17 protein-coding genes are annotated in these 18,148 nt (G+C 61.2%); 8 read left to right on the forward strand and 9 right to left on the reverse strand.

Annotated elements, in window-relative coordinates; genetic code table 11:
• Positions 1-35: 35 nt before the first annotated feature.
• Positions 36-1,280 (reverse strand): ABC transporter substrate-binding protein, encoded by a 1,245-nt coding sequence (locus tag GOX88_RS10910; RefSeq protein WP_170401216.1) that lies wholly within the window; start codon positions 1,278-1,280, stop codon positions 36-38.
• Between the two features lie 217 nt (positions 1,281-1,497).
• Here GOX88_RS10910 and GOX88_RS10915 point away from each other — a divergent pair, with 217 nt between their 5' ends.
• Both GOX88_RS10915 and GOX88_RS10920 read left to right on the forward strand, forming a co-directional pair.
• Positions 1,498-2,235: a response regulator transcription factor gene (locus GOX88_RS10915; protein WP_170401218.1), complete on the forward strand. Its 738-nt coding sequence runs from the start codon at positions 1,498-1,500 to the stop codon at positions 2,233-2,235.
• Positions 2,232-3,683 carry a sensor histidine kinase gene (locus GOX88_RS10920; protein WP_170401220.1) on the forward strand — a complete coding sequence of 484 codons (1,452 nt, stop codon included), beginning with the start codon at positions 2,232-2,234 and terminating at the stop codon, positions 3,681-3,683. Before GOX88_RS10915 ends, GOX88_RS10920 begins: the two co-directional genes overlap by 4 nt.
• 4 nt (positions 3,684-3,687) lie before the next feature.
• Here the strand turns inward: GOX88_RS10920 and fliP are convergent, their stop codons facing one another.
• The 4 genes from fliP to fliF are packed head-to-tail and all read right to left on the reverse strand — an operon-like array spanning position 3,688 to position 6,884.
• Positions 3,688-4,419 carry a flagellar type III secretion system pore protein FliP gene (gene fliP / locus GOX88_RS10925; protein ID WP_170401223.1) on the reverse strand — a complete coding sequence of 244 codons (732 nt, stop codon included), beginning with the start codon at positions 4,417-4,419 and terminating at the stop codon, positions 3,688-3,690.
• Positions 4,419-4,706, reverse strand: coding sequence for a FliM/FliN family flagellar motor switch protein (locus GOX88_RS10930; RefSeq protein ID WP_170401225.1), 288 nt, complete (start codon positions 4,704-4,706; stop codon positions 4,419-4,421). The genes fliP and GOX88_RS10930 overlap by 1 nt, the downstream gene beginning before the upstream one ends.
• Positions 4,699-5,295, reverse strand: coding sequence for an ABC transporter ATP-binding protein (locus GOX88_RS10935; protein ID WP_170401227.1), 597 nt, complete (start codon positions 5,293-5,295; stop codon positions 4,699-4,701). Before GOX88_RS10935 ends, GOX88_RS10930 begins: the two co-directional genes overlap by 8 nt.
• The gene (gene fliF, locus GOX88_RS10940) at positions 5,295-6,884 is read right to left on the reverse strand and encodes a flagellar basal-body MS-ring/collar protein FliF (protein WP_170401229.1); all 1,590 of its coding nucleotides are present in this window, start codon (positions 6,882-6,884) and stop codon (positions 5,295-5,297) included. The genes GOX88_RS10935 and fliF overlap by 1 nt, the downstream gene beginning before the upstream one ends.
• Positions 6,885-7,003: 119 nt before the next feature.
• Here fliF and GOX88_RS10945 point away from each other — a divergent pair, with 119 nt between their 5' ends.
• Genes GOX88_RS10945 through GOX88_RS10965 form a run of 5 tightly spaced genes read left to right on the forward strand, consistent with a single transcriptional unit; the run spans position 7,004 to position 11,709 of the window.
• Positions 7,004-7,501 (forward strand): flagellar basal body-associated FliL family protein, encoded by a 498-nt coding sequence (locus GOX88_RS10945; protein ID WP_254436254.1) that lies wholly within the window; start codon positions 7,004-7,006, stop codon positions 7,499-7,501.
• A 9-nt stretch (positions 7,502-7,510) separates the two neighbouring features.
• Positions 7,511-8,089 (forward strand): hypothetical protein, encoded by a 579-nt coding sequence (locus GOX88_RS23855; RefSeq protein WP_437436423.1) that lies wholly within the window; start codon positions 7,511-7,513, stop codon positions 8,087-8,089.
• Positions 8,086-8,661: a MotE family protein gene (locus GOX88_RS10955; RefSeq protein WP_170401233.1), complete on the forward strand. Its 576-nt coding sequence runs from the start codon at positions 8,086-8,088 to the stop codon at positions 8,659-8,661. The genes GOX88_RS23855 and GOX88_RS10955 overlap by 4 nt, the downstream gene beginning before the upstream one ends.
• A gap of 37 nt (positions 8,662-8,698) precedes the next feature.
• Positions 8,699-9,568, forward strand: a complete 870-nt coding sequence (motA, locus tag GOX88_RS10960; protein WP_170401235.1) for a flagellar motor stator protein MotA — start codon at positions 8,699-8,701, stop codon at positions 9,566-9,568.
• Positions 9,565-11,709 (forward strand): hypothetical protein, encoded by a 2,145-nt coding sequence (locus tag GOX88_RS10965; protein WP_170401237.1) that lies wholly within the window; start codon positions 9,565-9,567, stop codon positions 11,707-11,709. Before motA ends, GOX88_RS10965 begins: the two co-directional genes overlap by 4 nt.
• 36 nt (positions 11,710-11,745) lie before the next feature.
• On the opposite strand, the gene GOX88_RS10970 is transcribed toward GOX88_RS10965, so the two are convergent.
• The 3 genes from GOX88_RS10970 to betB form a co-directional block, all read right to left on the reverse strand.
• Positions 11,746-13,089 (reverse strand): MmgE/PrpD family protein, encoded by a 1,344-nt coding sequence (locus GOX88_RS10970; protein ID WP_170401238.1) that lies wholly within the window; start codon positions 13,087-13,089, stop codon positions 11,746-11,748.
• Entirely contained in the window at positions 13,086-15,527 is a 2,442-nt protein-coding gene (locus GOX88_RS10975) for a GcvT family protein (RefSeq protein ID WP_170401240.1), read from the reverse strand. The genes GOX88_RS10970 and GOX88_RS10975 overlap by 4 nt, the downstream gene beginning before the upstream one ends.
• 119 nt (positions 15,528-15,646) lie before the next feature.
• Positions 15,647-17,101, reverse strand: coding sequence for a betaine-aldehyde dehydrogenase (gene betB, locus GOX88_RS10980; protein WP_170401241.1), 1,455 nt, complete (start codon positions 17,099-17,101; stop codon positions 15,647-15,649).
• Between the two features lie 192 nt (positions 17,102-17,293).
• Here betB and GOX88_RS10985 point away from each other — a divergent pair, with 192 nt between their 5' ends.
• Positions 17,294-17,623 (forward strand): hypothetical protein, encoded by a 330-nt coding sequence (locus GOX88_RS10985; protein WP_170401243.1) that lies wholly within the window; start codon positions 17,294-17,296, stop codon positions 17,621-17,623.
• Between the two features lie 13 nt (positions 17,624-17,636).
• On the opposite strand, the gene GOX88_RS10990 is transcribed toward GOX88_RS10985, so the two are convergent.
• Positions 17,637-18,140: a potassium channel family protein gene (locus tag GOX88_RS10990; RefSeq protein WP_170401245.1), complete on the reverse strand. Its 504-nt coding sequence runs from the start codon at positions 18,138-18,140 to the stop codon at positions 17,637-17,639.
• Positions 18,141-18,148 lie beyond the last annotated feature (8 nt).

The raw sequence follows: 18,148 nt of genomic DNA on the forward strand, positions 1-18,148 counted from the left end.
TCTGCCCCGCAGTATAGGGGCAGAACCGGTTCGGATCAGTAGCTGTTGGCCACTGCGTCCGCCAGTTGCTGAACCGCGTCAGCCGAGGACATATCCGAGTTGAAGTGAGCGGTCACAACATCAGTGATTGCGCCGGACTGCGACCCGCGCAGTGCCATGCCATGGGCGTAAGACGGCAACAGCGAGCCACCTGCCGAAGTCGAACCCATATCTTCGGCCGACAGGTTGGCGCAGATGTCAAAGTCATCCAGCGCAACGTCGGTGCGTGCAGGGATCGAGCCTTTGTTCAGGTTGAACACTTTCTGGAAGTTCGGCGCGACGATCAGCTTGGCCAGCAGGTCCTGACCGGCTTTCTTGTCGTCACCGTCCACGTTGAACATGGCAAAGCTGTCGACGTTGTACAGATATCCGTCGCCGGGGGTCGAGGCGCACAGGAAATCTTCGCCGGGTTTCTTGCCTGCAGCCAGGAATTCACCCTTAGCCCAGTCGCCCATGATCTGGAACGCCGCTTCGCCGTTCATCACCATCGCGGTGGCAAGGTTCCAGTCGCGGCCCGAGAAGTTCTCGTCCACATAGCCACGCAGTGTCCGCATCTGGTCGAATACCTGAACCATGGTGTCCGAGGTCAGCGCCTCGGGGTCCAGATCAACCAAAGCCTTCTGGAAGAACTCGGGCCCGCCAATGCCCAGAACCACTGTTTCGAACACAGTTGCGTCCTGCCATGCCTGACCACCATGGGCCAGCGGGATCACCCCAGCGGCCTGCAGCTTGTCAGCGGCGGCGTTGAATTCGTCCCATGTGGTCGGCATCTCGATACCGTTCGCGGCCAGAACGTCCGCGTTGGCCCAGATCCAGTCGACGCGGTGCACGTTCACCGGCGCGGCGCACCAGGTGCCTTCGCACATCATGTGACCCGCGATCGAGGCGGGTAGCACGTCGGCCCAGCCTTCGGCCTCGGCCACGCTCGAGATATCGGCCAGAACGCCCTCTTCGTACCATTCCTGAATGGCGGGGCCTTTCAGCTGAACGGCGGTCGGCGCGTTGCCGGCCAGAACACGGGCGCGCAGCGCGGTCATCGCCGCATCACCGCCACCGCCGGCAACCGGCATATCGGTCCAGGTGCCACCGTTCGAGGCGAACTCTTCCTGAAGAACGGCCACCGATTTGGCCTCACCACCCGAAGTCCACCAATGCAGAACTTCAGCCTGCGGCTCGGCCAGAACCGACGTTCCGGCCACCACGGCCAGAGTCGATGCAGTGGCAAATACAAAACGCTTCATTACGTGTCTCCTCCCTGAGAACTTTGTGACTGCAAACGCAGCGATGCCCGACATACTGCGCCCAGATTGCTGTCTGGCAACGCGGAATCCGCACCCAAGCCCGGCCAAGGCCCAAATTTTCACCGCTTTTGTTACAGCGTGTTACGTTGGTATTGAATCTGTTTCCGTTCGTTACAATGGACGGTACAGAGGAGCAGAAATTGGGAGGACAAGCCGCGTGAGCATTCCGCGACTACTTGTGGTGGATGACGACCCCGAGATGCGGTCGATGATGACCCAGTTCCTGCAGCAGAACAGTTTCATCGCCCTACCCGCCAGTTCGGAAAACGAAATTCGGTCGCATCTGACGGCAGGCCGGATCGACCTGATCCTGCTGGACGTGATGCTGGGGGATGAGAACGGCATCGAGATCTGCGCCCGCCTGCGGGCCGAGCAGGATGTGCCGATCATCCTGGTCTCGGCCCTGTCTGCCGATCATCAGCGCATGGCGGGGTATGAGGTCGGGGCCGATGACTATATCGCGAAACCGTTCAACCCGCAGCTATTGCTGGCCCGTGTCCGCGCGGTAATGCAGCGCGCCCGGCGCACGCCGTCACTGGCCTATCGCCGCCGAACGCGCAGTTTTCGGTTCAACAACTGGACCTATGATGGCAAACGGGATGAGATTCACTCACCAGAAGGCTATCTGGTCTCGCTGTCGCAACGGGAAACCGCATTGCTCAAGGTTTTGCTGGCCAACCCGCATATCCCGCTGACCCGCGATGAGATTGCCGCCGCGCTGGACGTCACAGGCGGCACTGACAAACCCGAGGCGCAGGGCCGTGCCATCGATATGCTGGTCGGGCGGTTGCGGTCAAAGATCGAGGCTAACCCGAAAGACCCGCAAATGCTGCGGACCGAGCGCGGCGTCGGCTATGTCTTTGCCGCCGAAGTGGCCGTGGACGAGGACGCATGACAGCGCGCGCCCCGCGCCTGCGCAGCCTGGGCTGGATTTGGACCGGGGCGGCCTTTGCCTCGGGCCTTTTGTCCGCAGGGTTGTGGTTTTCTTCGGCCCGCGCCTGGGATGACTTTCTGACCCGCGCCTATGTCGCAGGCTTTGCCGTGTACGAGGAGCTACGGATCGGAATAACCCCGCCACCCGGCGTCACCGTCACAGTATTGTCGCCCGACGCAGCGCAACTCGCCGAGGCGGGGCAGTTCGAGCAATTACCGGGCCTGTCAGACCGCAGCTTTGTGACCAACCTTTCAATCCTGACCGACAACACTGCACCTCTGGCCGGGCGCGAACTGACGCTGGCGGTGATGTCCGACCGGCTGGTCTATCCGGTCTCAGATATCCTGTCGCGCATTGATCAGACCGGGGCTGAGAAGATGGGCAACCTGACCCGCCTGCTGGCCACCTATTGCAGCGAACCGATCCTGATCGCCCGGTTCGGGCGCAATGACTGGCGGAAGGTGGACGGCACCAATGTCTGGGGGTGCAAGGCCGCCCCCGCCGATTTGCGCCTGCCCGCCATTCTGGCCGCGGTTGTGGCGCTGGCGGTCATCCTGACCTCGGTCGGTAATGTTTCGGATACCTTCACCCGGTTTGCTGGCGCGCTGCGCGATCGCAAACGCCGGGGCGGGCCGAACAGCTATGACACCAACGGGCCCGCGGAACTGCGCGAGATCGTCTCGGCCGTCAATGACCATCTGGATGCCGAGCGGGCGCAGCTTGAAAAGCGCGCCACCGTTCTGTCCGGGGTCAGTCACGATCTGGGCACGCCCGCCACCCGCGTCCGCCTGCGGGCGGCGTTGATCCCGGATGACGAGCTGCGCGAAAAGCTTGAGGCGGATGTGGACCAGATGACCGGCATGATCGAAAGCGTCCTGACCTACACGCGGTCCGAGCTCAGCGTCGAAGAACCACGTCAGATTTCGCTGACCGCATTGGTCGAGTCTCTGGTCGCCGATTACCAGGATATGGACCTGCCGGTGACGCTGAAGAAAATCGCCCCGGTCGCGGTCGAGGGCGCGCCGTCGGTCTTCATGTCGCGGCGCGGACACGGGTCGCTGCCGGAAACGCGGCGGATGCTGGTGATGGCGCGGCCGATCTCGTTGAAACGCGCGCTGACCAACCTGATCGACAACGCCCTGAAATACGGCCGTCATGCCGAAGTGCAGCTGGAAACCGATGCCCGCACGGCCACCATCACCGTCGAAGACAAAGGGGCCGATCTGTCCGTGTCGGATATCGAAGCGCTGATGGCCCCGTTCCGCCGCGGCTCGAATATCGGATCCTCGGACGGGTTCGGCCTTGGCCTGACCATTGTGGCCACGATTGCCGAACAGCATGGCGGCTCTCTCAGTTTCGAGGCCGGGGATCAGGGATTGCGGGCGCGGCTGCAGATCACCCGGCAGTAAGGGTTCAGGTCATGTAGCTGCGCACCAATGCGCCAGCGATCAGCGACCAGCCATCGGCAATGACGAAGAACGCCAGCTTGAACGGCAGCGATACGGTTGCGGGTGGCACCATCATCATCCCCATCGACATCAGCACCGCCGCCACCACCAGATCGATGATCAGAAACGGCAGAAAGATCAGAAAACCGATCTGAAACGCGCGGGCAATCTCGGACAGCATGAAGGACGGCATCAGGATCGACAGCGGTGCCTCGGGCGACAGCGCGATGGCATCTCCGCCGGGGCGCAGGGCGGCCATGGAATGAAACGTATCGGGGTCCAGGCGCGCTGCCATGAAGGCGCGGAACGGTTCGATCGCGATTTCCAACGCCGGTTCGACCTCCATCGATTCTTCGATCATCGGTTTAATGCCGGTGGTCCAGGCTTCGGTAAAAACCGGTTCCATGATGAAGTAGGTCAGGAACATCGCCAGGCTGACGATCAGCATGTTGGGCGGCGATTGCTGTAACCCAATGCCCTGCCGCAGGATGGCGAGAACTGTGATCAGAAACGGAAAACAGGTGATCATGATCGCCAGCCCCGGCGCGAGGCTGAGCACAGTGATCAATAGGATCAGTTGGATGGTCCGCGCCGAGATCGAGCCGCCTTCGCCCAGTGACAGCGACAACTCCTGCGCCGCAGCCAAGGATGGGGACAGGGTCGCAAGCGCGACAACCAGCCAAAGCAGAACCCGCATCAACCGATCCCGTTCTGCAAATCCGCAATCTCGGTCAGGCGCACCGCCAGCTGCCCGGCCTGATCGCCCTCCATCTCTTCCAGCAGGCCACGGGCGACCAGTTGATCACCGACATAGAGGTCAACCGGATCCTCAATCCGCTTGTCCAGCGTCAGCACAGCATTTTCGCCCATGTTCAACAGGTCGCGGATCAAGGGCCGCGCGCGCCCGACCGAGACTGTGACCTCGATCGGGACGGCTTCGAACGGGTTGGCTTTCTCGGGTTTCGGGGTCTGGGAATCACTCATCGTTCACTGCCTCTTTTGCCTCAAATACATATGCGTCGAATGCCCCGGCGACCGAGGCGAGCAGGCCGCTGCAATCCACCTCGCGCTGCGAGGTGCCGACCTGCAATCGGGCCTGCCCGGGCTCGAGTGCCGGGTCCTCGATCACGCGGGTGGGTGCGGACATATCCTGCGGCAACAGGGCCTCGACCTCGCCCCCGCAACCCGTGGGAACGAAGATCTGCATCGGCTGACCGACCTGTTCGCGCGCCATGTCCGCCAGCTGTTCCACCAGCCGCGCGGCAAAGCTACGGTCCAGCGTCTCGGGCAGGACAACCTTCACCAGACTTTGGAACATCGGTTCCAGCGACAGGGTCATCCGGGTGACGGCCTCGTGATAGGTAAAGGACATATCCTCAAGCGATTTGGCCAGTTCGGCCGAAACCTGCCCCCGGCTCTGTTCCTGTGCCTGAACCGCGTCTTCCCAACCGGCGCTGTAGCCTTGTTCAAAGGCGGCCAGTCTTTGTTCTTCCAGCGCGTCCTCGTCCAGAAGGTGCAGCTTGCCACCCCCGGCCTGCAGGGTAAAATCCTCAAGAAGATGGGCAATCGACATCAGACACGCTCCTCCCCTTCTTCGAGCCAGCTGCGCAGAATCTCGACGGTTTCTTCCTGTTTGTCGCCGATCATCGCGCGCAACCGATCCACCGGATCAGCGCCCTGCTGAGCGGCCAGTGCCGGAACGTCGCCAGCAGGTACCTGACCCGGCAACGAGGTGAACTGGCCGTTCTCGTCGGTTGCAATTTCACCGGTCAGATAGGCCTCGGGCTCAGGAATGGTCCCTGCAGGCAGCAGCGCGGGTGCCACCGCCGGTTTCGTCAGGATCGGACGGATCACGAACAGGCCGAGCACCAGCGAGACAATCGCCAGAACCGCCATCTGGACCAGCGACATCACGTCGAAATGCACCTTTTGCCAGATCGAGGCCGAGGCCATCGTGCCCTGTGGCTCAACCACCGGCAGGTCTAGCGATTTCAGGGTGATGACGTCGCCGCGCGCCTCGTCGAACCCTACGGCCGAAGCCACCAGCTCTTTCAACGCGCCCATCTCGGCCTCGGGCATCGGCTCAAAGTTTTCAAGCCCGGCCGCGTCTACCGTGCGGGTTCCGTTGACCAGAACCGCAACGGTCAGGCGCTTGATCGCACCGGGGGCGTTGTGAACCTCAAGCTCGGTCTCGGAAACTTCGTAATTCACCCGTTCCCGCGTTTGCGTTGCGTTGGAGTTCGATTCGTCGCCGCCAGCGCCATCCCCATCCGGCAGGTTCGACGCCACGGTGACATCGGCAGACTGGTTGCGGGCACTGTCCGACCGTTCTTCGATATCAGTGCTGATGGCGACGCGGCCATTGGGGTCAAAACGGCGTTCGCGGATGGATTCGGTCTTAGTCACCGTATCGACACTGACCTCAACCACCGCGTTCCCGGTGCCGACGCGCGCCTCTACCAGTCGCATAACCCGTTCGCGCAGCTGTCGCGCCTTGTCATCTGCCGTGTCAGCGGCAACGGCCGTTTCCTGCGCCCCGATCACTGCCCCGTTCGAAGCGACGACAGTGACATTCTCGGGTGCCAGGCCACTGACGGCCGAGGCCACCAGAAAGCGGATCGCCTTGGCCTGATCGGATGTGACCTGCGCCCCCGACGGCACCAGATAGACCGAGGCCGTCGGTGCCACGCTGCGCTGGAACGGATTGGTTGACCCGTTGGCGATATGCACCCGCGCCTGGCTGACATGGGGGCTACCGACGATGGTCCGGGCCAGCTCACCTTCTTTCGCGCGCCAATAGGCGGCATCGAACATCTGCGACGTGGTGCCAAAGCCGCTGAGCGAATCCAGCAACTCATAGCCCTGATTGCCGTTGGCAGGCAGCCCTTCGCTGGCCAGAGTCATACGCAGCTCATCCCGCTGCGACCCGGGCACATAGATCGAACCGCCGCGAATCTCATACGGAACCCCGCGCTGTTCCAGCGAGCGGACGATATCCCCCGCGGCACCGCTTTCCAGCCCCGCATAGAGCAGGGTCATCGACGGCGCCGTCACCAGGCGTGACATCGCAAGGACCCCAAGAAACACCAGCACAACCGCACCGGCAACGATGATTTGTTTACGCCTGTCCAAACTTGCCCAGACAGTTCCGATCTGCTGCACGCTCACCTCCGACTCGCCGACATTCTGCCCGGCGCATCCCCTGTTTGGACGATTGCCCTTAACAATCGGTTAGTCCCTGCCGGGTTATGACGATTGCAGAACGCACAAATGAGGACGTCATGACTGACGCGACTGCAGAACAGGCAGAAGCCCCTGAAAAATCAGGTAAAAAAGGTCTGCTCATCGGAGTGATTCTGGCCGTGGCCGGGGCGGCAGGCGGGTATTTCCTGACCACGTCCGGAATGCTGCCTTTCGGCGGCAAAGCCACGGTGGAAGAGGTCAAGGAAAAGGATAATGGCAAGCCGGTCAAGGCGTTGCCACAGGTGGGCTTCGTCGATCTGCCACCGGTCATCGTGTCGGTGAACGCAGGCGATTCGCGGCATCTGAAATTTCACGCTCAGCTTGAAGTGAACAGCGAATACGCCGCCGATGTCGAGAAGATGAAACCGCGAATCATGGACATCCTGAACGGCTATCTGCGCGCGGTCGAAGTGTCGGATCTTGAGGATTCGCTGGCCCTGATGCGCATCCGCGGACATCTGCTGCGGCGCATTGAAATTGTCGTTGGCGAGGGGCGCGTGCGCGATGTCCTCGTGATGGAATTCGTACTGAACTAGGAGGCGAAATTGGAGCTGATTGCAGATATTTTGCTGGTCGCCGGCGCGCTGGGTGCGGGTCTTTATTGTTTTGTGCTGTCCCGGCGGCTCAAGCGGTTCACCGATCTGGAAAAGGGCGTTGGCGGTGCGGTTGCCGTCCTGTCGACTCAGGCCGATGAGCTGAAAAAGTCGCTCGGTGCGGCGCGTGAGGCGTCGGACCAGTCCGGTGAAGTTCTGAAAGAGCTGACGCAGCGGGCTGAATCGGTTGCCCAGCGCCTTGAGCTGATGATGGCATCTATGCATGACGTCGTGCCGTCCGAAGACAAGGCCGCAATGCCAACAGAACCGGAACCTGGCGAATCCCCCGAAAAAGAAAGTGAAACGCCCGAGGAGGCAGCTGAAGCACCCGCGCCAGCTCTGCAAGACACGACCGAAAAGTCGGTCGAGGCGGAAGGCAGCGCCGAAACGATCAATGAAAAAACAGAGCTAGAAGAAACCGAAAAGCCCACTGGGGTGGAAGACAAAGCACCTGCAACGCCTCCGTCCAAATCGCCCAGTGGATTGATGTTCTTTCGACACGACCGCAATCGGGACGAGGCCGCGACATGACCCGCAAGCCACCCGAAAAACGCCCAAAGGGCGGCGTGTTGGCGGTCATCTCGTTGCTGATGATCGGATCCGCCGCGATTCGCATTGGGCTGGAAGCCGGTCCTGCGCTGGCAAAAGGCGCCGAGCCATCTATGCCCGCAGCCAAGCAGACACGGGCCGAATTGCCCGGAGCTCAGGTTTTGCTGACCGAGTTGTTGCGTCGGGAAGAGGCGCTGAAACAGCGTGAGGCGGCCGTTTTGGACAAGGAAAAGGCGCTGGCCATTGCCGACCATGCGATCGAGACCCGCCTGGTTGCGCTACAAGAAGCCGAGGAAGCCTTGCGCGCGACACTCGCCGTCGCCGAAAAGGCCGCCGAGACCGATCTGACGCGTCTGACGGACGTTTACCAAAGCATGAAGCCCAAAGACGCGGCCGCCCTGTTTGAAACGATGGACCCGAGCTTTGCCGCCGGCTTCCTGTCACGGATGCCACCGGACGCGGCCGCAGGCGTTCTGGCCGGGCTGAGGCCCGAGGCCGCCTATACGATCAGCGTCATCATGGCTGGCCGCAACGCCGCGGCGCCGCAGGAATAACAATTCAACCCGCACAGGACTTTGCTGGAGACCACCCATGATCGGATTAATCGGAATTGTCGTCATTTTCGCCATGGTGTTCGGTGGCTATCTGGCTGCGGGCGGCAAGATGGCCATCATCATGAAATCGCTGCCGTTTGAGATAATGATGATCGGCGGCGCCGCCGTGGGTGCTTTTCTGATCAGCAACGACATGAGCGCTGTCAAACACACCGCCAAGGACATCGCCAAAGTGTTCAAAGGTCCGAAATGGAAGCCCGAGGATTACCGCGACCTGCTGTGCTTGCTGTTTTCGCTAATCCGCATCGCCAAGGCCAATCCGGTCGAGGTCGAGCAACATATCGAGGACCCGGAAAGCTCGTCTCTGTTCTCGGCCTACCCGAAAATTCAGGCCGATAAAGAAGCGGTCGACCTGATCTGCGACACGATGCGGTCCGCATCGATGAACTATGACGACCCGCATCAGGTGGAAGAAGTGTTGGACAAGCGGATGGAGGCGAATTTCCATCACGCCATGCATTCCAGCCATGCATTGCAGACGGTTGCGGATGGCCTGCCCGCCTTGGGCATCGTGGCGGCGGTTTTGGGGGTGATCAAAACGATGGGTTCGATCGACCAACCACCCGAAGTTCTGGGCAAACTGATCGGCGGCGCGCTGGTGGGAACCTTTCTGGGCGTTTTTCTGGCCTATGGTCTGGTCGGCCCCTTTGCGGGCAAGCTGAAGGCGGTGGTCGAAGAGGACAACCATTTCTACCAATTGATCAAAGAGGTTCTGGTCGCCAACCTGCACAACCACAACGCCGCGATGTGTATCGAGGTCGGGCGTCAGAACACGCCGACCCACAACCGCCCGGACTTCACCGAACTGGAAGAGGCACTGAAAGAACTCAAGCAGGCGGCGGCATGACCCGGTTCGCGCTGATTGCTTCTGCCCTGATTGCGGCGGCCACCAGTGCTGCCGCGCGGGATGTGATCGTGCGCTCGGGCGAGCATGACGGCTACACAAGGCTGGTTGTTCAGGTGCCGCCAGACACCGGCTGGGTTCTGAAACAGACAAAGAACGGCGCGCAGCTGAATGTCGCGCTGGAGGATGTAGCCTTTCAGACAGGGGCGGTGTTTCAACGCCTGTCCCAGAACCGCCTGGCGGCCCTTTCGCAAACTGAACCCGGCGCCCCTCTTGAACTGGAGTTTGGCTGTGACTGTGTTGCCTCGGCCTTTCTGTTCAAAAACACGATGATCGTGGTGGATATTGCGCCCGGTACCTTCCTGCCGCCGCTCACAAGCGACATTCCGGCCCCGGTGCTGCCCAAAGCCCCCAAGGGCGACAAGACACCCGGGCCGGATCAGAGTATCGCAGCATTAGAACTGCCCTTGTTGAATCTGAACGCAGGCGGATTTGAAGACCAGCTTGCAACGCGTCTGCTACAGGGCGCTGACCGCGGCATTGTCGATCTGAAGATTGCGCCCGTGGGTCCACGAGCCTCCATTGGCAACCAAAGCCTGCTCATGCCGTCTGACGTGGAACTGAACGTCCAAGTAACCTCAATCCTGGACGATCTGAACGGCCTTTTGGGCCCGGATGTGCCGCAGCTGGAACGACGTCCCCCCTGCGTGTCCAGCGCCGAACTGGCCTTTGACGGCTGGTCCGATGAACGTCCGTTTGCGGAACAGGCCGCGCAGCTAAGGGCGGGTCTGTTTCAGGAATTCGACGCACTCGACAAAACCCGCGCGCTGCAACTGGCCAAGCTTTACGCCTATTCCGGGTTTGGGGCTGAAGCCATCAGAACACTGGATTTACTGGGCGAGCGGTCATTGGAAACCGAACGTATCGCTGCCATTGCCCGCGTTCTGGATAAGGGGCCGTTGATTGGGTCGAACCCTTTTGCCGGGCTTCAGCGTTGTGAAAGCGATGCCGCCATGTGGGCCGCTCTGACCGAGGGCAGCTTGTACGAAGACGCAAATCTGGTGGCCATCGAGCAGAGTTTTACGCGACTGCCGGACCACCTGCGCCGCCATGTCGGGCCGATGCTGTCGGACATTCTGGTGGACGGGCAGGAATTGGAGGCCGCCCGGCGCGTCCTGCGCTCGGTGGATCGCGTCGAGACTCAGACCAGCGCAGACACCACGCAGGCCAAGGCAAAGGTCGCAACGGCCGAACACGATGCCCCCCGGGCGGAAACCTTGCTGACCGAAGTGCTTGAGGCCCCGGACGCCACGCTCGAGGCCCCGCTGGCGCTGGCCCGGCTGGTTGACAAACGCTGGCAGGAACGCGGCGCGGTCTCACCGCAAGAGACGGATCTGGCAGAGTCCTACACGGTCGAGTTGCGCCGGTCGGAAATCGGCCCGATGATGCGTCAAACCCACGCGGTTGCCCTGAGCCTTGGGCAGGAATTCGATGCAGCGTTGGACGTGGTGGCAGAGCTGTCAGAGGGTGACGGAACCACCGAGACGCTCAACCGCGTGGTATTCGTTCTGACCGAACGGGCCGACGATGCCACCTTTCTGCGCCGCATCCTGAGCCTGTCGCACACCCAGACACAGGGGCTGACAATAGATGCGGCAATTGCGGTTGCTGACCGGCTGGCCGAGCTGGGGTTTGCAAGGCAGGCGCAGGCTTTGGCGAAACGCCCTCAGGACAGGCTTAAACGTGGGGAACGGGCCCGATTGCGGGCCAAAGCGGCGCTGCTGGCCCAGCGCCCGCATCAGGCGATGCTGGAATTGGCCGATGATCCGTCGGAGGAGGCCGCTTCACTGCGGGCCACAGCCTTGCAAGCCGCAGGTGACTTCGCAGCGGCGGGCGACCTGATGCGTGCTTCGGGTCACGTGGAGGAAGCCAACCGGTTGTTCTGGCTGGCCGACCTGACCGAGAAGGCGGAGCCCAACAGCGGCACGAAGTTCAGCCGTGTTGCGAAAACAACCGTGGGTCTGGTGGCCTCGCCCGCACGCGTGCCTGAAAAACCTTTGGCCGACGCGGAAGCCCTGTTGCAGGACAGCGTGGAAACTCGCCAGAAGATTGCTGATCTCTTCGCGACATTGGAGGCAGACTAAAACAGGCATCCCGCCCAATGGCCCGGTGCGCACCCCCTATGGGCCGAAAACAAGTGACGACAGGTCGGAGTATCGGGAGTTCGGGGCGACCCAGCCCAATATGACATTGCGGATCGCCTCGGCACGCGTCGCCCCGATGATCGGGGCCGCGAATTCCATGTATTTGGCAACCACCTCATCCCGGCTGAATGGGGCCTCGGGGCCGCCGCGGGCGTGGATGTCTCCGGACTTCAAAACCCGCCCGTCGGTGGTTTTGATGCTGACATCAGCCCAGCGACCCTCGGGGAATCGGGCATTGTGGCGATCAGCCTCCGCCACCTGGATGCGCATCATCAATTCCGCCACTGCCGGATCAGACAGCCCGGCGCCGGAAATGTGCTCCACCCCGATCCGGCCATAAAGCGCCTGCACGGCCACAGCAAAGGGCAGAGAGTACTGGGCCTGAGACGTCGTACCCGGCATCCCAGCATACAGGCAGGCCGCCTCATGGAAACTGTTGATCTGAACGGCTTGAATCTGGTCATGGGACAGCGTGTTATCCCGCATCACCGTCCGGACACCATCAATCGCTGCATGGGCCCAGCGACAAATTGGGTAGGGTTTCACATACTGGTGCTCGACCTGCCAGAATTGTCCCAGATCGTCCCAATGGCGGGCGGCGGTCTCCGCTTCGATCGTGATGGCAGGTGCCCCGGTAAAGCCACGCTCGGCCAGAATTGCGGAAGAGATACCAACCAGCGCACCCCAGCCCGAGCCGTCATGCAACATCGTCGGATTGGCAATCTCGCGCATCATCTGGCTGCGGGGGCCGTGATATTCGGCAATTCCCATCCCCTGCCGCATCTGATCGTGTGTAAATCCCCGCAGCCGCGCCGCCATCGCCACCACGCCCAGCGCGTTCCACGCGCCCGAGGTGTGGTAGTCGCTGACCGACGCGTGCAACGACAGCCCGGCCCGACCGGCGATTTCATAACCGGTGATCACCGCGGCCAGCGCTTCGGGTCCGGACAGGTCAGGGCGATGTTCCGCCAGGGCAATCAGCGCAGGCAGAACCACGACCCCGATATGCCCTTTGGTCGGGTTATATCCGTCATGCCCGTCCAGATTGTCGGTCTGGGTTGCGGCGGCATAGGCTGCCCCTGCCAGACTGACCGGGCGACCGTCGAACATCATCCGCGTGCTGTAGGCCGGATCGGAACTGGCATAGAGCAGCGCAGCCGTATCGCGCGCGATCACCCCGGCCTCCATCGGACCCGAAGCGATCAGGATGCCCATCGTGTCCAGCATCATCAGTGCCGCCGCCTCTTTGGCGCTGTCCGGCATCTGATCGGCCGAACGGTTCAGGGTGAAATCAGCAACGCGTGTGAACGTATCGGTCATGAGGCGCCCTCCATCACCGGTTGGACGCCGCGCAACCGGTAACCCTTGGGATCAAAAGGCGGCTCGGAAAGGAGCCTGGCCCTGTGCGGCTTGCCGAGGATAAAGATTTCAACCGTATCACCCGGCCCTGCCACTTTGGGGTCGGCATATCCGATGGCCAGAGACTTGCCGACCGAATACCCAAACGCGCCCGACGTAACACGGCCCACAGGCGTGCCGTCGGGGGTAAAAATCGGCTCACCGCCTGAGGCATCAGCAACATCTGCATCGACCTCGAAGATCGACAGAACCTCGCGCGCCGGATTGTCCTTGATGGCCAGATAGGCCTCTTTGTGCAGGAACTCCTTGTCCAGCTTGATCAGGCCCGCCAGCCCGACTTCTTGCGGCCAGTATTCCTGAGAATACTCGCGCCCCCAGGACCCATAGCCCTTTTCGATGCGCAGCGACCCCAGCGCACGGCCACCTACGGGGCCACCGTTCAATGCCTTTGCAGCGTCCAAAAGCGCGGAATAGAGCCTGATCTGATCCTCTTCGGCGCAATGCAATTCCCACCCCAGATCACCGGTAAAGCTGACGCGGATAGCCAAACAGGCAACCCCGGCGACCTCGATCGTGCGGGACCGCATGAAGCGGAAGCCTTCGTTGGTCAGATCCGCGTTGGTCAACCTCTGCAACAGATCGCGCGATTTCGGGCCCGCCACGTTGAAGCCTGCGATGCGATTGGTGGCGACCTCGAAAGTGGTGCCCTCGGGCAAATCGACCATGTCGAAGAATCGCTGATGATAGCGCTCGGCCATGCCCGAGCCGATCATCATATACTCGTCGTCAGCGACCTTGGTGATGGTGAAATCTCCGGCCACACCACCGCGAACCGAGATCAGCGGGGTCAGGCAAGCCCGCCCGACCTCGGTCGGCACCCGGTTGGCAACCAGCTTGTCCAGCCACTCGTAGGCCCCCGGCCCCTTGATCACGTAATTGGCGAAGTTCGAAATATCGATGACGCCCACTTGGTCGCGCAGCATCTGCACCTCGCGCCCCACCGGCTCCCACCAGTTCTGACGGGTGAAACCGTTGGTTTCCACCGCGCCAGGCTGATCGGCGAACCACAGCGGGTGCTCCCAACCGCAATTGAGGCCAAAGACGCAGCCCATGTCCTTTTGCATCTGATAGGCCGGGCGCACACGGGCCGGACGGCCAGCGTTGCGTTCTTCGTTCGGGAAGTGGATGGCAAAACGGTGAGTATAGACGTCCTCGACCCGCGCCTTGGTGAAGGCTTTGTCCGCCCAGTCGCCGAACCGCGCCAGATCCCAGGCAAACATGTCGTATTGCGGCTCTCCCTCGATCATCCATTGCGCCGACAAAAGACCAAGGCCACCGGATTGCGAGAATCCGGGGATGATCCCGGTGCAACAGAAGTAGTTTTTCAATTCCGGCACCGGACCCCAGATTGCGTTCGAATCCGGGGACCAGATCATCGGCCCGTTGATCACCCGTTTCACACCCGCCGTGGCAGCCACCGGCACGCGTTCGGTAGCGCGAATGACGTTTTCCATGATGCGGTCCAGATCGTCGGGGAACAGGTCATGGGCGAAGTCCAGCGGCGTGCCGTTTTCTGCCCAGAACCGCATGTCTTTTTCATAGGCACCGATCAGCAGGCCGTTGCCTTCCTGCCGGAAGTAGTACTCGCCATCGCGGTCGGCGATTGACGGCAGGCGGCGGCCAAGATTGGCGACTTCGTCGATGGCTTCGGTGACGAAATACTGATGCTCAGTCGGTTGCAACGGCAGTTCGATCCCCGCCAGTGCGGCCACCTCACGCCCCCAGAGCCCGCCTGCATTGACCACCCATTGCGTGTGAATATCACCCTTTTCAGTGCGTACGATCCACGAGCCATCGGGTTGCTGATCAGTCCCTATTACAGGGTAAAACCGCTCAATCGTGGCCCCCAGAGCACGCGCACCGGCGGCATAGGCCATGGTCACGCCGGACGGGTCCACGTTGCCGCCGTCGGGTTCGTACATGATACAGCGGATGTCGTCGAACTGCGCCAGTGGGTGCAATTCCTTGGCCTGTTCCCGGCTGATCTCATAGAAGTTCAGACCGTAGAACTTCGCCTTGGCCTCTTGCAGGCGCAGCTGGTGTTCCCGGTCCTCGGTCTGTGCCAGATACAACGATCCGGGCTGGAACACGCCGCAGCCCTGCCCGGTTTCCTTTTCCAGCTCTTTATACAGGTTCATCGTATAATGCTGGATACGGGTGATGTTGTTGTTGTCGTGCAGCCCGTGGATATTGGCTGCCGCGTGCCAGGTCGAGCCCGAGGTCAGCTCATCACGTTCCAGCAAGACCACATCAGTCCAGCCGAGCTTGGCCAGATGGTAAAGGATCGAACAGCCGACAAGGCCGCCTCCGATCACAACGGCCTGTGCGTGGGTTTTCATGGGCGGACCTCCTGCTTGCGTACAAAGCGCTTACCGAAAGTCAGCCACAGGTCAGGGGCGGCTTATGCTCTGTTCCCGACGCGAAATGTCGGGAACAGAGTTTGGATCGCCGGTTTTGATCAGTAGGGCGCCTCGACATCGTTCATCGAGACGTAAACCGTCTTCATCTCGCTGAAGTGGTTGATCGCCAGTTTCGAGTTCTCGCGCCCGACGCCCGACATTTTGGACCCGCCGAACGGGGCCTCAACCGGGGCGAGGTTGTAAGTGTTGATATAGCAGGTGCCCGCCTCGAACCCGGCCACGATGCGGTGGGCACGGGTCAGGTCGTTGGTAAAGACGCCTGCGGCCAGGCCGAATTCGGTGTCGTTGGCACGGGCCATGACCTCTTCTTCGGCGTCGAAGTCCAGCACCGACATGACGGGGCCAAAGATTTCTTCGCGCGCGATGGTCATGTCGTCGGTCACATCGGCAAAGACAGTGGGCTGCATGTAGAAGCCATCACCGTCGATCCGCTCGCCGCCATAAACCAGACGTGCACCTTCGGCCTTGCCCTTTTCGACATAACCAAGCGCGATGTTCATCTGGTTTTCGCTGACCATGGGGCCAAAGTTGACCTCTTCATCCAGCGGGTCACCGATTTTCGCGGTTGCCAGACGTTCGGAGAGACGGGCAAGGAACGCTTCTTTGATGCCTTTTTGCACGAACACGCGGGTGCCGTTGGAGCACACCTGACCCGAGGAATAGAAGTTGCCCAGAATCGCGCCCGAGACGGCGTTTTCGATATCGGCATCGTCGAAGACGATCATCGGGGATTTGCCGCCCAGCTCCATCGTCACGTGCTTCATGCCATCCGCCGCGGCGGCATAGACCTTGCGGCCCGTTGGCACAGACCCGGTCAGCGACACCTTGGCCACGCGCGGGTCGGTCACCAGCGCCGCACCTACGTCGCCATAACCTTGTACGACGTTGTAGACGCCTTTGGGGGCTCCGGCCTCGATCAGGATTTCCGCCACCTGCAGCGCGGACAAAGGCGTGGTTTCGGACGGTTTGAAGATCATCGTGTTGCCGCAGGCCAGCGCAGGCGCGCCCTTCCAGCAGGCGATCTGGGTCGGATAGTTCCACGCACCGATGCCGACGCAGACGCCCAGCGCCTCGCGGATCGTGTATACGAAGTCGCCACCGCCCAGTGGGATGTGCTCGCCGGTCAGCGAGGCCGCCAGACCGCCGAAGTATTCCAGCGCGTCCGCTCCGCTGGTCGCGTCGGCCACCAGCGTTTCCTGAAGGGGTTTGCCGGTGTCGTGGGTTTCCAGAACCGACAGTTCGTGGTTGCGCGCGCGCATGATGTCGGCGGCGCGACGCAGAACGCGGCCACGCTCAGTTCCCGACATTGCGGTCCACTCGGCCTGGGCCGCTTTTGCGCTATTTAGAGCCTGATTTTTGATCTCAGGCGTCGCGGAATGCAGCCGCGCAATGACCTCTCCGGTGGCCGGATAGATGACGTCGATCGGGGCGCCATTGGTGTCTTCGACATATTCGCCATTGATAAAATGGCTGGCCTTGGGCTGAAACTTCATGCCGCGTCCTTTTCTGTTCGGATGTCCCTTTGGGGTTAGGGAATTGAGTGCGTTGTGTACGGATTTAGCTTTTATTGACTTGCCAGTCAATAAAAGCGAAGGCCGGCGGGTTCTTGCCGAGTCAAAAGGGCCTACTCTTGAAAAAAAGAGTTAATGTTCCATTTATGTTCTACATAGTCAGAGGACCACCCGATGACCCGGAACATGCGAAATTCCGCCCTGAGCGGCCCGTCAAACGACTATCACCTGCTGCCTGTTACCGACCGGCAGATGCGTTATGCCCGCGCCATTGCGGAGCAGTCTGCGCTGGACATTCCGGTCGAGGCGCAGCGCGACCGCCGATCGATGTCAGACTGGATTTCGGCCCACAAGCCACACGATCCGTCACCGTTTGCCAACTATCCCACGGGCAAACAGGTCGCCTTTGCCGAACGCATTTCACGCAGCAAACGCAGGCCGATCCCGTCCGAGTGTTTTCGGGACAAGCAAATGATGTCGCACTGGATCGATCAGAACAAATAGACAGAACACATGTTCAATGCGGTTGGTGGTAGCGGGCATAGATGCTGACTGCCGCCGCAACGAACATCCCCAGCAGCACATAGCCCGTGACCGCCTCGGCCGCTGCAAGCGCGCGGCACAACCCAACTGGGGCCATGTCGCCGTACCCCACCGTGGTGAAGGTGACGTATGAGAAATACAGCACGTCCGCCGGCCCTTTGGCACCAACCACACAGAGGTCATAATACCCAAAAGCCCCATAGGCCGCGGCGAACAGGAAGGGCACCACCTGTATGAAGGACACCCCCATCAGGAACACCAGTCGGCGAGGAGACTTTACCTGCGTCATGTAATACCAGGACTGCGAAACGATCCAGATCACCAATCCGACTGACGTGATCGTTCCGATCGTATCCCCGGCCGCCGCCTCGCTGAGACGAGACAACCCATACCAGGCCAGGAAACTGGCCACGATCAGCCCTAAAGCTGCGACCAGAGTCGACTTCCACTCTGCCAGGGTTGTTGGTTCACGACGCATGACGCCTC

Origin of the sequence: Ruegeria arenilitoris (assembly GCF_013030985.1) — a bacterium.
In the GTDB taxonomy this organism is placed as follows: domain Bacteria; phylum Pseudomonadota; class Alphaproteobacteria; order Rhodobacterales; family Rhodobacteraceae; genus Ruegeria; species Ruegeria arenilitoris_B.